The sequence below is a fragment of the Mesotoga infera genome (assembly GCF_900157305.1).
In the GTDB taxonomy this organism is placed as follows: Bacteria; Thermotogota; Thermotogae; order Petrotogales; family Kosmotogaceae; genus Mesotoga; species Mesotoga infera.
In genome coordinates this window covers 2,556,701-2,571,802 of record NZ_LS974202.1, presented here as the reverse complement: position 1 = coordinate 2,571,802, position 15,102 = coordinate 2,556,701, and the positions used below count along the sequence as shown (strand labels likewise).

At 50.3% G+C, this 15,102-nt stretch carries 15 protein-coding genes; 4 read left to right on the top strand and 11 right to left on the bottom strand.

Going from position 1 to position 15,102, the window contains the following annotated elements:
- Positions 1–6: 6 nt before the first annotated feature.
- The 9 genes from MESINF_RS11690 to rsgA form a co-directional block, all read right to left on the bottom strand.
- Positions 7–1,176 carry a PAS domain-containing protein gene (locus MESINF_RS11690; protein ID WP_169700049.1) on the bottom strand — a complete coding sequence of 390 codons (1,170 nt, stop codon included), beginning with the start codon at positions 1,174–1,176 and terminating at the stop codon, positions 7–9.
- Positions 1,177–1,378: 202 nt separating this feature from the next.
- The gene (locus MESINF_RS11685) at positions 1,379–2,551 is read right to left on the bottom strand and encodes an iron-containing alcohol dehydrogenase (protein ID WP_169700047.1); all 1,173 of its coding nucleotides are present in this window, start codon (positions 2,549–2,551) and stop codon (positions 1,379–1,381) included.
- 106 nt (positions 2,552–2,657) lie between these two features.
- Positions 2,658–3,962, bottom strand: coding sequence for a sulfite exporter TauE/SafE family protein (locus MESINF_RS11680; RefSeq protein ID WP_169700045.1), 1,305 nt, complete (start codon positions 3,960–3,962; stop codon positions 2,658–2,660).
- A gap of 65 nt (positions 3,963–4,027) precedes the next feature.
- Positions 4,028–4,108 (bottom strand): hypothetical protein, encoded by an 81-nt coding sequence (locus MESINF_RS13805; protein ID WP_408631281.1) that lies wholly within the window; start codon positions 4,106–4,108, stop codon positions 4,028–4,030.
- Between the two features lie 272 nt (positions 4,109–4,380).
- A complete protein-coding gene (locus MESINF_RS11670; RefSeq protein WP_231936754.1) occupies positions 4,381–4,623 on the bottom strand; it encodes a sterol carrier protein domain-containing protein in 243 nt (80 codons plus the stop codon).
- 835 nt (positions 4,624–5,458) lie between these two features.
- Complete coding sequence (locus tag MESINF_RS11665) at positions 5,459–6,112, bottom strand: ABC transporter permease (RefSeq protein WP_231936753.1); 654 nt, start codon at positions 6,110–6,112, stop codon at positions 5,459–5,461.
- Positions 6,113–6,181: 69 nt separating this feature from the next.
- Complete coding sequence (locus tag MESINF_RS11660) at positions 6,182–6,922, bottom strand: ABC transporter ATP-binding protein (protein WP_169700040.1); 741 nt, start codon at positions 6,920–6,922, stop codon at positions 6,182–6,184.
- Positions 6,919–7,221 (bottom strand): AbrB/MazE/SpoVT family DNA-binding domain-containing protein, encoded by a 303-nt coding sequence (locus tag MESINF_RS11655; RefSeq protein ID WP_169700038.1) that lies wholly within the window; start codon positions 7,219–7,221, stop codon positions 6,919–6,921. Before MESINF_RS11655 ends, MESINF_RS11660 begins: the two co-directional genes overlap by 4 nt.
- 171 nt (positions 7,222–7,392) lie before the next feature.
- A complete protein-coding gene (gene rsgA / locus MESINF_RS11650; RefSeq protein WP_169700036.1) occupies positions 7,393–8,289 on the bottom strand; it encodes a ribosome small subunit-dependent GTPase A in 897 nt (298 codons plus the stop codon).
- Between the two features lie 289 nt (positions 8,290–8,578).
- On the opposite strand from rsgA, the gene MESINF_RS11645 reads away from it, so the two are divergent.
- The 3 genes from MESINF_RS11645 (at position 8,579) to MESINF_RS11635 (ending at position 11,543) form a co-directional block, all read left to right on the top strand.
- Positions 8,579–9,631: a hypothetical protein gene (locus MESINF_RS11645; RefSeq protein WP_169700033.1), complete on the top strand. Its 1,053-nt coding sequence runs from the start codon at positions 8,579–8,581 to the stop codon at positions 9,629–9,631.
- A gap of 94 nt (positions 9,632–9,725) precedes the next feature.
- Positions 9,726–10,709 carry a BMP family ABC transporter substrate-binding protein gene (locus MESINF_RS11640; RefSeq protein WP_169700030.1) on the top strand — a complete coding sequence of 328 codons (984 nt, stop codon included), beginning with the start codon at positions 9,726–9,728 and terminating at the stop codon, positions 10,707–10,709.
- 3 nt (positions 10,710–10,712) lie between these two features.
- Complete coding sequence (locus MESINF_RS11635) at positions 10,713–11,543, top strand: MurR/RpiR family transcriptional regulator (RefSeq protein WP_169700028.1); 831 nt, start codon at positions 10,713–10,715, stop codon at positions 11,541–11,543.
- An 18-nt stretch (positions 11,544–11,561) separates the two neighbouring features.
- On the opposite strand, the gene MESINF_RS11630 is transcribed toward MESINF_RS11635, so the two are convergent.
- Entirely contained in the window at positions 11,562–12,131 is a 570-nt protein-coding gene (locus tag MESINF_RS11630) for a TetR/AcrR family transcriptional regulator (protein WP_169700026.1), read from the bottom strand.
- Positions 12,132–12,153: 22 nt separating this feature from the next.
- Positions 12,154–13,599 (bottom strand): radical SAM protein, encoded by a 1,446-nt coding sequence (locus MESINF_RS11625; RefSeq protein ID WP_169700024.1) that lies wholly within the window; start codon positions 13,597–13,599, stop codon positions 12,154–12,156.
- Between the two features lie 262 nt (positions 13,600–13,861).
- Between MESINF_RS11625 and MESINF_RS11620 the strand changes: the two genes are divergently transcribed.
- Positions 13,862–15,097 (top strand): L-cysteine desulfidase family protein, encoded by a 1,236-nt coding sequence (locus MESINF_RS11620; RefSeq protein ID WP_169700022.1) that lies wholly within the window; start codon positions 13,862–13,864, stop codon positions 15,095–15,097.
- Positions 15,098–15,102 lie beyond the last annotated feature (5 nt).

Below are 15,102 nucleotides of genomic sequence, written 5' to 3'. Positions count from 1 at the left end.
CGCAAGTCATGGGAAACCGAGTAGGCAAAAAGCCTCGAGTTCTTTGTTGACCGCCTCCAATTGCGCTGTCCTTTCGGCAACCCTTGCCTCGAGCTCGACGTTCAGTTGCTCTACTTTTTCCTGGTAGGCACGCATGTCGGTGATATCGTGGACGACCTGCAACTTCGATATGCTTCCGTCGTCGTTGAAAACCGGTATGTCGATCAGGTCGTAAATGCGGCCGCTTCTTTCGGACCTGCGTTCCCAGCGGATCGGTTGGCCGGAATGAATTTGATCGTTTTTGCGCCATGGGCATGGAGCGTCGAATTCTTGAAAGAATTCATAGCACTTCTTACCCTCTATTGGGCCGTATTTTTCTATGAGAACAGGATTCACGTACTCGATGTCGTAGTTCTCGCTAACCATATAGATGCCTTCAGGTATATAGTCCAGTATCTGACGGAGTTTTTTTCTTTCGATCTCGAATTTTCTCTCGGCGTTCTTCTGTTCGGTGATATCCCTGGCGAAGACCGATACCCCTTCGCCTAGCGGATAGATGTTTATCTCTAGTATCGAGGTCTTTCCTCTGCCTCTGTATTCGAAGAGCGAAGATTCCGGTTTCCCATTCTGGAGTACTCTTCGGTAGGAGGCCATAGCTTTTTCAGTGGTTTCATCTTCGGGGAAGATATCCGCCACTTGCTTTCCTATAACATCTATGGACTTGAGTCCGATCATAACTTTGCAGGCGCTGTTCCAGTATATGTATCTCAGCTCTTTATCGAGAGCATAAAGCATGTCCGTCACGCTTCCGGTAACCTTCGCAAGGAGTTCCTTGGTCTCGAGCTGCTGTCTTTCCAGGGCCTTTTTTTGAGTAATATCGAAGGCGTAGATTCTGGCTATACTGGCTCCGGGAAGAGGGTTCAGAGATATAAAGAAGATCTTTTCTCCTATGGTCTTTTCATAATTGAAGGAAGAAGGTTCTTCCGACTTCCAAAAACCCGGCGGAAGCTCCTCTGGCAGAAATATACCCGGATTTTTCAATCCACTCGAATTCAAAAATGATGTAGCCGCAGCGTTCTGGTAGGTTATTTTTCCGTCGATATCGATGTCGAGAATAGGGTTCAGGTTCCTTTCGACCTCCGCAGAAGGGCGTAAGTCACGCTCCGTCCGGTCAAGACTTGATCTTTCGTGACTCATAAGAAACCCCCTGATTGTCAGATGGGATTGATTTCTGCAACTGACAAAAACATTATAACATGGTACATATTTCCGAAATCACGCTCGAAATACACTTCCAGGTTTTCAAACTTTCGCATTTATGAAAAAAGACGTCCTGCACAGTTTCCGTCTGCTGAGTTTGTTATCTCCAAGTATCTCCCTCATATCCTCGACTGAAAAGTTACATCGACATCTGGTAGATGTTCCTCAGATCCTCGGTTTTCAGGTTTCCTGGAGTTACGCTTACAAGCCCTCCCATCGTTCTCATGGCGTCTTCAGCCAGGATTGAAAGCATGGAGCTCTCCACTCCCAGTTCGCCGAGGGAAATATCGAGACCGACATTCTTCTGAAGTCTCCGGAGCAAGACTACGGCCATCTTTGAAAGCTCTTCCACGCCGATGACACTCTCGGGAGCTCCCATCACCCTCGCGACTTCTGCCAGTCTCTCCGCGATATATGGACGGATGTATTCGAGCAGCGAGGGGCCGGTCGCGCAGAGCCCGGCGCCGTGCGTTACATTGTAGTGGCCGCTAATGGGGTGTTCCAGCGAGTGATTGGCCACACAACCCGAAAGCGTTTCGCATATGCCGGCCGCAGTGCTCGCCCACGCGAGGGCTACTCTTGCGTCCAGGTCGTTCGGGTTTTCATATGCTAGAGGCAGATAATAGTTTATAAGCGACATCGATTCCAGAGCCAGAAGATCGGAGGTCGGTTGATGATTCAAATTGATATAAGATTCTATTGAATGGTAGAAGGCATCCATACCCGTCGCTGCCGTCTGTTCGGGAGGAAGCGACAGCATCAGTTCTGGATCGACTATCGAAACGGCCGGAAAGATCTCGTCGAAACCCACGCCGATCTTCTCGTTGGTCTCCGGGTTGGTGACTACCGCAAAGGGGTCGGCCTCGGTCCCCGTTCCGTGGGTCGTGGGGATCGCTATTACGGGCAAGGCCGCTTTCGGCTTTCTGCCTCCACCGACACCGGTGTAATCCCAGCACTTTCCTCCGTCCTTCGCCACGAGGGCAATCAACTTGGAGGAATCGATCGGACTACCGCCGCCCAATCCTATGATGAAATCGCAGTTCTCCTTGACGGCTATTGAAGCCCCTCTGTCGATACTGGTAGAGAGAGGGTTGGGTACTATCTCGTCAAACACTACCGAGGAGATCCCTTCCTCTTTCAACAGTCCTATCACTTTATCCAGCAGACCAGTCTTCTTCGTGCTGTGCCTTCCAGTAACTATGAGCGCTTTCCTGCCCAGTCTCCTGGAATACTGTCCTGCCCTGCCGATAGTTCCACAGCCGAAGATTATTCTTGTTGGAAGAAAATAATCGAACGCTTCTATGCTCTTCATACCTCTTGACCTCCAGACTGATTGAAATACTGCGTAAATGATACCACGGGTCTGGCTGCTATCGCCTGGAAAGTCATCTCTTTGCAACCTTTTGTGTGGGACGTGGTCAGTTCACGACTTCTATTATCCCTGTGTAGTGGCCCATCCAGCAGCTGAATTTATACTGGCCGGGAAGCTGCGGGGTGAATTCTACAACGCTAGTGTTGCCCCTGGTGAGCTCTACACGTTGGGGAAAGAGGTTACGTGAGATGATAGCGTTGGTGCAACCGCTGGTGCCGACATCTTCGATCTCCCACCTGACGGGAACGCCGGCTTTCACCTGGTAGTAATCGGGCGTATAACCTCTCGCGTTGGCTACAGTCCTTATAACCTGTATCTCCTGTCCACTCTGGACGATATCTAAAGGCTGTTCTTCTGCAACTTCCTGAATTTCAAATTTTTCTTCGATGTCTATGTTCTCTCCCGTTTCCTTCCGACCGGCTTCATCCATAACTATCTCTTCTCTGTCACCGGCCGTTGCCGGTACGGTCGGCGAATCATCGGGAATAAATGAAACCTGCTTGCCGGTTCCGATGGTCAGATCGTTCAGGCTTGGCAGTCCCAGAACGTTTAGCTGGCTGTTCACGTTGTAGATGACGAAAAATATTATCAGAACCGCCGCTATTTTCGTGAAGACTTCCGAGAAGGTCTTCATGGCGAAGAACTTGATTGATGAAGCACCGATGGCGATGAGCGGGAAAAAGGTGCCAAGCGCGAAAAAGAGCATTATCAACGAGCTATGGAAGGGAGAGCCCGATAGTAGCGCCAGAGCCTGAGCCGTTATCGTGAAGCCACAGGGAAGGAAAAAGGTTGTAGCGCCCAGTATGAAGGGCATCATTCGTCCACGTCTGGATTTATCTACTGTAAGCGCTTTACGTAAAAAGGGAGGTATCGATAAACTCACCGTGTGGATTCCCAGCATTTGCAGTGCAATTAAAAACATAACGATCGAGACTGCTATCACAAGGATCGAAGAAAAGGTCAGAGAGATTTTCAGACTCTGGCCAAGCCAGCCCAGCAAGAATCCGAAAAGGCTATAAAAGACCAGCCGTCCGGCATGAAAAATCAGATGAGGCCGCAGCTTTTGAAGAAAGGAATCCTCATTACTATAAAGCGAATACCACTGTTTGGAAACAGAAAAGATCAGCCCTCCCACAAGAGCAGCGCAGCTCGATATCCCTGCGACCAGCCCGAAAAGGAAGAAGCCTACCAGCGACGAATTTGAATCGACGTTTATCAAGCCGCCTATTGCGAATTTCTCCACGGTGAAAAAGACGACAATGGCCATAGAAGCGGCAACGAGTACCTTTACTGCTTTTCCAGTAGACTTTTCCGGCTTCGCCTCAGCGACACTGTAGCCCGTTCCGCTCAAGATCTTGTTGATACTTTTGACCGTAAAAACCTTTCCCAGGAATTCAATCTCGACCGAGGAATCTTTCAGGGAGGCTCTGGCCCTTTTATTCCTTCAACTTCCTCCAGTTTACTTTCGACAAAGAACTGGCAGTTCTGACAATGCATGCCTTGCACGAAAAACGTCTTTGATGAAGAGGATTTCGAACTCAACTTGGTCGCCTCGCAGATGAAGAGTGAATAAAACCAACAATAATTGTCTGATTGTAGCATAAAGCAGACAGTTTTTGTCCACTCAAAAGTGTGACAGATACGTTTTGCCATGGTTTACAAAATTGATGGGCCTCATCGTTCATAAATGTCGAAGGATATCGGCTGGTAGCTCTTCATATATCCGATTTAGTGTCGAGTCGGCTTGATAGAAAAAGGTGGCCAACCGGTCAGATAGCGTTGTGCATAATCAATCCGGGAAATATGGATTCCAGAATTCGAACTTTCCCGGGCGGTTCGGAAATTCCCCACGGAACGTTCTTCCAGGAGCCGGCCCGCAGCTTTCCGAGCCTCCACAGTCTCATTGGCGAAAGCCTTCCGGTAAGGAGAGTGGTGAGATCCGAGATCTCTATCTCAAAACTCTCATCTGCTTCTCTTATCTCTGCCTTCCCGTTTTCGATCACGACTTTCACATTATTTTCCTGCAGCAATCGATCCTTTATCTTAAAAATGACCCCTTCTGATGGAGAAGTATCCATCAGTCTCTAAACTACCGGAAGCGGATCGAGGACTCTTACCATATGCGATGAGGCATCCATTATTACAGCTTTCTTCCAGCCTGCAATCTCGAATGGAAGAATTCAACAGACGTCAGGAGAATCGTCAGTCTTCACTTTCGCTCTCCCCTTCTCATGAACGGAGCGAAATATCGACGTTTTTTCTCTCCACTCTCCACACTTCACGTTCCTGGTTAAAGATTCGAGAGGAGGAGAGAGGAAGAGAGAGGAGAAAACGGGAAGAGCCGTACTTGGTCCTTCGTCCAGGAGCGTGGACCCGTCCTTGGAAAGAACGGTTCCGGCGCGTTGCGCCCAAGTTCCTCGTTCCGACGCTGCGCGTCCAGGTTCTTGGTAAAAGACTCGAGAGGAAGAGAGAGAGGAGAGAAAACCCGTCCTTTCCTCCCTTCCCGTCATGCCGGACCCCGATCCGGCATCTCCGCTCCCTCGAAAGAGCAAGAGCGAGATCCCGTATAAGAGCACTACGGGATGACAGTACGGTGACAACACGGGATGACAGTCTTACTCCCTTCCCGTCATTCTGAGCTTGACTCAGAATCACGGTTTTCTAAGGAGTGGATCCCGGTCTTCGCGAAAAACGGGGACAGACGTCAGGAGCCCGTCAGTCCCCATTTTCGCGGTCTTTCCTCCTTTCCATCATGCCGGACCTGATCCGGCATCTCCGATCTTTCCTCTGTCTTGAACCAGGAACCTGGACGCGAAGCGTCGGAACAAAGAACCGCTCTTTCGCTCTTCACGGATTGTCGCTGTTCATTTTTTTCGTGAAAGCGATGATCGCCAGTACAGTGAGAGCCACTGTGTAACCAATCACCCAGTACAGTTCCGGCATTATTCTGCCGTATTCCCCGTTCAAAGCGTATCGACCGGCATTGACCGCGTGTAAAAAAGGAAGAGCTTTTGCGATTGCCTTGAAAGCTCCTCCGACCAGCTCAACATCGAACCATGCGCCGGAAAGCCATGCAGATCCGTTGTTAAGCAGCGCTCCGCAAACCCCGCCGACCTGTTTGTCTGTGAACAGGCTACCACAAAGCAAGCCTATCGCGATGTACAGCAACGCCGCCGGCATCAATACGATCAGCGCCAGAAGCATATTGATATTGATTTCCAATCCCAGCGGCACGGCTACGATAAAACAAACGAGTATTTGCAGCGCCGCCATGGGAATCAAAGGCAGGGTATATCCCAGTATGTAGTCTCCAGCTCTCATGGGAGAGGTTAAAAGCCTCAACATGAAAGAACTCGTTCGATCCTTCGCAATGATCATTCCCGAGAACAAAGATATGAACGAAAGTCCAAAGACCGCGATGCCGGGAGTGAGATTCTTGATGGCGAAGAGTTCCACTGGCACGTTGGACTGAATCAGGGTAAGCAGAAGCAGAATAATCACGGGAAAACCTATGCCGAAAGCCAGATTGAGTCTGTCTCTGATTAACTCTTCGCATTCCTGATTGCAAAACTACTCATTTTCATAAGTCTTTTCTCCCCCGCAAAGGGCAACAAAGGCATCTTCAAAGTTACCGGCGTTTGCCAGTGTTTTCAGCTCTCCGGCCGTTCCGATAGCGACCAGCTTTCCGCGGGACATGATCGCGATTCTATCGGCCAGGGCCTCCGCTTCCTCAAGGTAATGTGTAGTAAGGACAATCGTGATTTTCCCTTTCATCTTTTCTATAATGCGCCAGAGTTCACGGCGCGCAAGCACGTCAAGACCAAGCGTAGGTTCGTCCAGGAAGAGTATTTCCGGTTCCGTTATTATAGCCATGGCTATGGAAAGCCTGCGCTGCCAGCCTCCGGATAGTATCCTCGCTCTGCTCTTCTCGATCTCCGAAAGTGAGAAGTCCTTGATCGTCTTGTCGGTCTTCTCCCTTGCGGTTTTCGAGTCGTAACCGTAAATCCCGCACATGAGTTCGAGATTCTCACGCACGGACAGATTGGGAGCCACCGCCGTTTCTTGAGGCGATACGTTTATGATTTCCTTCACCTTGAGCGGCGAGGTTACAACGCTGTTTCCCATTAGAGTTGCATCACCGCTGCTCGGTTTTATAATGCAGGAGAGCATTTTGATAGTCGTAGTCTTTCCCGCGCCGTTGACCCCAAGTAAGGCGAACAGTTCCCCATTCTCAATCGTAAGGTTGAGATCTTCAACCGCTCTCGTTGCCTTGTATGTCTTTGACAGGCCCTTTGTCTCTATAGCCGTCATTTCTCATCATCTTCATCTTCGATCGACTTTATGGCTCTTGCAAACTTTATCGAGTCCTCTTCGCTGTTATCTGGATAGACTTCTTTTGCCCTGCCCGACAGTATTCTGTCCGCGATCCCGGCAAAAACGCTGTAGCGTTCTATGGCTATTCCCTTCTCTGAGTCTGCCAGAAGCACCAGAGTGTCTCCCGGGGAGATCTCGAACATCTCTCTGACCTCTTTTGGAATCACAATCTGACCTTTTTGGCCGACTTTAACCGTGCCCATGTACTTGCCTTTGCTTTCGGATTTTGCCTTCATGGTTCATCAGCCCCCTCTTCACTTGCCATCGTTGTCGACACGTACGATTTGTATGACTTGTATGACTTGTATTACCAATAATACTTGTTGCCTTATGAACTGTCAATACAGCCCCGAGGAGGTGAACGGTATCTCTCGTAATTTCAAAGAAAAGGCCCGGGCATCCGGGCCTTATTCGTATTGTTTGATCCTCAGATAGTTTCTCAGTCTTCTTTTCTCGAGTCTTCCCTCTTCGACGGCTTTGAGGACTGCGCAGCCCGGTTCCACCGTGTGGGTGCAATCATTGAAGCGACAGTCCCTTGAGAGTTCGGTTATGTCGTCGAAGGCTTCGTCGAGTCCTTCAGTATCGCTCACGGCGAACTCCCTCGTCCCTGGCACGTCTATTAACTTTCCTCCTCCGGGTAGATAGTAAACACTCGAAGAGGTAGTCGTGTGCTTTCCTTTGTGGGTTGACAGGCTAACCTCGCCTGTCTTTGCCAAGTCGCAGTTCAGCAGTGCGTTTACGAGAGAAGATTTGCCAACGCCTGAAATGCCGGTCAGCACGGTCGATTTTTTCCTCAGCAAGCCTGCGAGTTCATCTATACCCGTTCCGGTCAGCGCGCTCGTGAATTTCACGGTGTACCCGAGTTCACTGTAAACCTTCGAATCTTCGATCGTTCTTTCCGAAAATCCAAGATCGGCCTTGTTGAAGGCTATTATCACGTCCAGACCGGAACTCCTGGCCGAAGTTATGTATCGCTCTATCAGACTTTTTTTGTAGGGGGGATCCTTGACGGCAACTACGACAAGAAGCTGATCTATGTTGGCGGCGATCACCTGTTCAAGATGCCTTCCCTTCTTGCCGGCACCCTTTCGGACGAGACTGCTGCGCCTTTCCTCTATCGCCGTGATTATGCCCTGATCTTTTTGAAGTCTTTCAAAAAGTACTTCGTCTCCGACGGCGAGAATGCTCTTTTCTTCCCTTTCAAGCTTGAGGAGATTTCCTCTCAGAAGGCAGCGGAAAAAATCCCCGTCTTCGGACCTCACATGGTACATTCCCTTTTGAACGTTTACTACTTCACCTTTCATCGATAACCTCCGATTATTGTTTTTGATTTTGAAAAGACTGCATTAAACAAAGACCACAGGCTCCGGAAACGCCTGTGGTCACAATAATCGGACTGTCGATGACGTCAGCTTATGCGAGCCGTCTGGATGGCGGTGCCGGAACCCGTGGGGTTAAGGAACATCGTAAAATTATCCTTCATTCTGCACCACCTCCTTTCGACAGATCGATTTATTATACAACAAGCCTCGCCGTTTTTCCAAACGGCCGTTTTGAGTATATAATTGATGTGTATAATCGGGTGAGGTTGAGATGAATTTGATTTCTAGAGGGTTTTTTTCCCTATTTTTAATTGTCTTTTTATCTGTCGGTCTGGTGGCCAGCGATCCCGCCGATATCCATTCTGCTACCGCAACCGCGTATTTCGAAGATATAGCCAGAGAGATACTGAAATTGGATTCTTTCGAAGATTTGTTGAAGCTCGAAGGCTTTTTCGTCGATGACCCGCGGGAGCAGCCTATAGAAACAACAAAGGAAAATCCCGTTTCCATTCCGGCAACAACACAGGTCGCTACCCGGATTGAGTCTCTTCTCGAGCCGGTTCGCCCGTTCGCGGCCACCGAAACGGTATACGTCGAATACGGCGGTGGACCTCTACCCGGAGGGGTGGAATTCCACTTCGAACCTGGAGACCCGGGCTTGGGTCTTCCCGATGTGATAGAGTTCTATAAAGATGGGGTATTGATAGATACACTTTCGGGAAAGACTATACTCAGACCGATCATAGCCCTCGACACGCCGACGGTCGAAAGCGAGACCGCCGTGTTCCTCTTTCTCACGGGCGATTACGCAACTCCCATGGGAGCCTTCTACATCACTCAAACCGAAAGGGGCATCTATACGCTCACAGTCGCGATCAGCCCCGGTCAGGTGAGAAATATCGTGGATATCGACGGCGACGGAACCAAAGAGCTCCGTGTGCTGGACGATCATATGGTCAAATCGCTCGAAGTAACCGAGCTTTCGGAATTCACACGTTTCTTCAAATGGACTCCCGACGGATGGATTGTAGATAAGCCGGGAGATTTTCCGGGCGAGTATGCGGAACTTTCTCTCCAGAACCTCGACGATGTCTCCGCGAAGAGCCCTAGAACGCCTTTCGTCTGGTCTTTCGCTTACCACTCTTATATGGCCGGAGTAGAACTGGCGGTGATTCAGGAAACCGTCAGCGAGCTGGTGGAAGAATACTCGCTGGACTGGCTGATAGAGCCCGTGGAGCTGGTGAAAGTGATTGACCTGAACATAAGCGATTATGTGGGATACGTTATGAGGAAACCCTACGGGAATATAATTCCCAATATGTAGAACAATTCTCTGTTTCAAGAATAATATTCTCAGACTTGAGAAATTATTTCTCACAATATATACTCGTATTATCTTGATTTTCGGGAGTGATAGTATGAGAGGCTTTCTTCTGGCAATCGTGTTGCTCGGTTGCGTTCTGTCCCTGGCGGCTCCTTTCGGCGTGGGAATTTTGATCACCGGCGAAATTGGCGGCAACGCCATATATGAACTGGTTCAACAGGGAGCGCTGAGAGCGGCTAGCGATGCCATAGAAATAAGAATCGTCGAAGGCGGTTACAATCAGTCGAAGTGGGAGCCGCTCCTGCTTAGCATGGCCGCTACGGGGAAATACGACCTGATTATGACTTTCACTGAGGGGATGCCGGCGAGTGTCGCGAAGGTCGCCCGGGCCTTCCCGAACCAGAAATTCGTTCTTCTCGACGGCATCGTTCCCGAACCATTGCCGAACGTTTATTCCGTGGCCTTCAAAGATGACGAAATGACCTTTCTGGCCGGTGTTCTCGCCGGTATGATAACCACCTCGGGCATCGAAGGAACCAATCTTGAAAAGATCGTGGGGCTGATCGCGGGCGACACGTATCCGGCGATGATAAACACGATGAAACCGGCGTACGAAGCCGGAGTAAAAAGTATAGAGCCTGAAGCGGTAGTGCTCTTCGGCATCGTGGGCAGCTGGTCGGACCCCGCCAGGGGAAGGGAGTTGGCGTCCAGACAGTTCGAAGGCAAGGCCGACATAATACTGTTGATCGCCGGCGGAAGCGGAATGGGCTCGATCGAGGAGGCCGCCAGCAGGGGCAAGTACGTAATTACCGTAGATTCCAACGCTCTGGCGATGAAACCGGGCGTTATACTGGCCAGCTTCCTCAAGCACATAGATCTACTTGTTTATGAAACGATAATAAAGGCCTTCGAAGGTTCTCTGCCTTTCGGTTCCAATTCCAGGGTGGGCATTTCCGAAGGCATGGTCGATTATACACGCGACGATCCTCTATTTATAAAATACGTGCCCGGGGAGATCCGGGAGAGGATATTCCAGTGGTACGAAAGAATAAAGAGCGGCGGACTGCCGGACTTTTGAGACATGGGAAATCTGTTGCAGTCTTACAATGAAAATCTCCATCTCTTAACGCCGACCGAGGAGAGGATACTCGACTACATGATATCCAACCCCGAGAAGTGTCTGGAGTGTACGATAAACGAGCTGTCTAAGATTCTGAAAGTCTCCCAGTCCATGATCGTCAAAGCCGCCCGAAAACTCGGGTATTCTGGTTTCACCGGTCTCAAGCTCGTCATCGCCGGGGAGTTGAACATTCTTGTCCGTCGCGAAAAATCACCCGTTCTGCTTAAAGACCTCCGGTCATACGAAGAGCTGTCTTCGGAAACTATAAGGGAGGCCTATTCACACCTCAGCGAGGATAGGCTTTCTCTTGCTGCCGCCTCTCTCAAAGAGGCCGAAAACATCGATATCTACTCTTTCGGCTTCGACTCTGTGGCCGGATACGATCTGTACCTGAAAATGCTCCAGAGCGGCAAAAGGGTCCGCCATCTGGAGAACGGCTATGAACAGATCATTTCGGCATCGAACCTCTATCGCGACTCAATCGTAGTGGCCATCTCCGGCACTGGCATGTCCGGCGATCTTGCGGACGCGCTTGAGTTCGCCAGAAAATCCGGAGCTGGCGTGATAACGGTCGCTCCGGAGAACTCAAAGCTCTGCAATTATTCAGACGTCAACCTCGAAAGCTATTACTCGCGCCTCGTCTTTCCCGAAGGCGGGTTGATCACACGGATCGTTCAGCTTTTGATAGTGGACATTCTTTACATGAGATTTCTGGAGCTGTGCGGTGAAGAATTCGAGGAGAGATACAGGAAGTTTAAAGAGGCGCTTGATTACAAGAGAAGAAAAAAATGAGAGGGACTTCAGTCCCTCTCATTCTCCTGAATTACTTACTAGACCTCTCCATATTATCTCTCTTATACTTTCGAGTCCCTCGGGGTCTTCGGTGATGCTGAAACCGTTCAAGATAAGGTCCGCGGTGCTGTCGGGATCGACATGGTTCGAAATCTCTCTGGCCGTTTTTGCGTCGTTGATCACTGTGGACAATCTGTTTTTCAGCGACAGGTACCTGTCCCGTACCCTTTTCCAGGATTCTATGTCTTCTCTGGTAAGATTGGCCCTCTCCTGGTCCATTATCTTTTTGACTTCGTTCTTGCTGGTTATGAAATCTATGTACGACCGGAGGATTTTCTTTATCTTCGAGAGATAGACATTTTCTCCATCGGCTTCAGAAAAAATGTGGTCTTCGAGTTCATCGATCGAGTATCGCCAGACTTCGTAGAAAAGATCCTCTTTGCTTGGAAAGTAATAATAGATCAAGGCCTTTTTGACTCCGGCGATACCGGCTATTTCCGACATGCTCACTCCATCGCGGCCTCTATCCGCGAAGGCCTTCCGGGCGGCTCTGACGATTCTCTCCTTTGAAGACAACCTGGCTCGCACCGGATTTCACCACCTTCATCCATCAGGGTTTTTTATCGATAGCGAGTTTTTCTTCGTTGTTGGCGTACTTCCTCATTCTCACTTCGAAGTCGTACACGCCCCTGTGAGCCGGATGGGTTTCGGCGAAGCCCTCTTCGTAATACAGCTTGTCGGCGTACTGCTTCCAGCTTTCGGCCAGTTCATCGAGTTGACCCGCCAGTTCCGTTACTACGTTTTCGCTTCCATCGTGCTGCGGAATGGCGTTGAATTTGTTGACCATGGCGCGAAGCACTTTCGGATTGTCGATTATCGGACATGGTCTGAACAGGTTGTTGCTGTAAGGAACCATTCTCTTGTAAGCGGTGAAGAATGGAGACTTGAGTATCTCTATCAGGCTCTTCTCTCTTATGCTATCCACCGCGAACTGCTGGAAGACGCACGGTTCCACGTAGCCCTTGGCGTTGATGTGAAGATATTTGGCTCCGGCGGCTAGACAGCCGTTGGTCAGGAAGCCGTGATTCCAGAAATCGGCAACGAACGCGAAACCTCCACCGAGTCTCTGCTCTTCGGTCTTGAAGAAACGTTCGTACCTCTGTTCGGGAGTCGGAACGAGATCCATCGACGGATTCATACCGACCGGCATGAACTGGAAGACCCACGCGTACGCGACGCCATTGTCCTTGAGGAACTGCCAGAATTCGTCCTTCATCATGACGTCGTGGTTCAGACGTGTCGCGGTTACAGAAGTTCCGTAAATCACTCCGGCTTCCTTCAGATTGGCCCAGGCGGTCTTGATCTTTTCGAAGACACCCCTACCCCTTCTCCAGTCGGTTTCACCTTCGAAACCTTCCACCGATACCGCGAAGGTGGCATTCCCCAGCTCGGCCAGCTTTTTGGCCACTTCTTTGGTGATCAACGTACCGTTGGTATAGACCTGGAAATAAGAGTCGTTGAACTCCTCGAAGATCTCCAGCAAATGTGGCCAGACGAAAGGTTCTCCGCCAGTTATTATAAAGAAGTAGATGCCCAGTTCGTTCGCCTGCCTGATGATGGAACTGACCTCTTCCTTAGACAACTGGTACTTCCGTCCGTAGAGGCCGGCGTAACAGCCTACGCAGTTGAGGTTGCAGGCATAAGTGGGACTCAGAACCAGAAGCTTCGGAATAACGACTTCGTGCTCGAGCATCTTTTCCTGCCGGATCTTTTCGCCCAGAGCGAATTCGTTAACCACCAGGTTGGTCATCGCTTTTTCTACGGCCTTTGGACTCGCGCTCTGGAAAACCCTTTGCCAGGACTTGATCATCGGATGATCGTCCTTGGCCATTTGTGTCAGCTTCTTCAGCCCGCTCTTGGTCGGTTCCTTACTGAGCGCGGCGACTGTCCCGAAGAGACGTGCTATATTTTCCGTCGAAGAATTCTTGACTAGAGAACCGACGAACTTCCCAGCCTGTCTCAACATAGAAGCCTTCATACTTTCTACAATGCCCATCAAAAACACCCCCAGAAGATTTTTACTTACCGGTTGGTAAAAATCATACTCCTCCAACGAGGATCTAAAATTATGGTTTTGTAAATTTATGTGGACGCGGTGCGATTGATCTCTCTCTTCCGCCCTGAGAGTCTGAAAGTGATCTCTTCAATGAAAGTCACTTCAGCGAACAGAAGCGTTTCAATCCACTCCACAGTTTTTCAGGTGTATCGCCGCGCTCGGTGTTATACTTTATCAGATACTTAACAAGTGGAGGATCGAAATGCATTTTCTTGAGGAGTACCTTATCAAAGAGGTGAAACCGGCCCTCGGTTGCACCGAGCCCGGCGCGATAGCTTACTGTGTTTCTCTTGCGGTCAGTCATTTGCGGGATTCAATCGAGAGAGTCGAAGTGATCACAAGCAAGAACGTTTACAAGAACGGAATGTACGTTTACATACCCGGAACCGGCGAAAAAGGAAATGAAGTAGCGGCCGCTCTGGGGGCGATTTGCGGTGATTCTTCCCTCCAGCTGGAAGCGCTGAAGCCCTGCTGCGCAGAGTCGGTGGCGCTGGCTAGAGAGATGATCGATTCGGGAAGAGTGACGGTCAGGTGCGACACTTCAAGAACAGGAATATACATAGAAGCGATCGCGAAGGGCTCCGTCCACACAAGCAGAGTCGTGATAAAGGACCACCACACAAGAGTAGTGCTCATAGAAAGGGATGGCAGGGCTATCGAGAGCGACGAGGGGATCGTCGAAAGCCGCGACATCGACTTCACCGTCGAGGACATTTTCAAGGCGGTCGATGAGATGACCGAAAGCGAGATCGACAGAATCTTCGAGGGTATAAACATGAACCTCGAAATAGCCAGATACGGTCTTGAAAAGATAGTCGCCCCCAGGGAGAAAGCGGAGATATGCGAAAGCGGGAGTCTGGGATACAGGATCCGCAAGTACTGTCTCGCGGCTTCGGCCGCGCGGATGACCGGAGCTCCTCTGCCGGTTATGAGCAGCGGCGGCAGCGGCAACCAGGGAATAGTGGCCACCCTCCCGGTAGTTCTCGTGGGCGTGCATCACGGCAAATCAAGGGGTGAAATAGCAAGGGCTGTCGCCATCAGCCACCTTTTTTCTAGTTACCTGAAGAGGAAGCTGGGAAGGATCGCCCCCATATGTGGCTGCGTGACGACGGCCGGTACCGGAGCGACGGCCGGTATCGCTTATCTTCTGGGAGGTGATAGATCAGTCATGGAGAGGGCTATGATCACCATGCTTTCCAATACGACCGGTATGATGTGCGATGGGGCGAAGGAGAGCTGCGCGCTGAAGGCGGGACTGGGTGGTCAGGAGGCTTACAGTTGCGCCCTGTTGGCGATCGACGAGTTGGGAATCGATTCGGCCCAGGGTTTCATAGCGCCGACGCTGGATAAGTCAATCGAGAATATTCAGCTTCTCATGAGCAGGGGAATGTCGGAGATAGACAACGCGATAATAGAACTGCTCGAGAAGAGAAGGTGATCCGG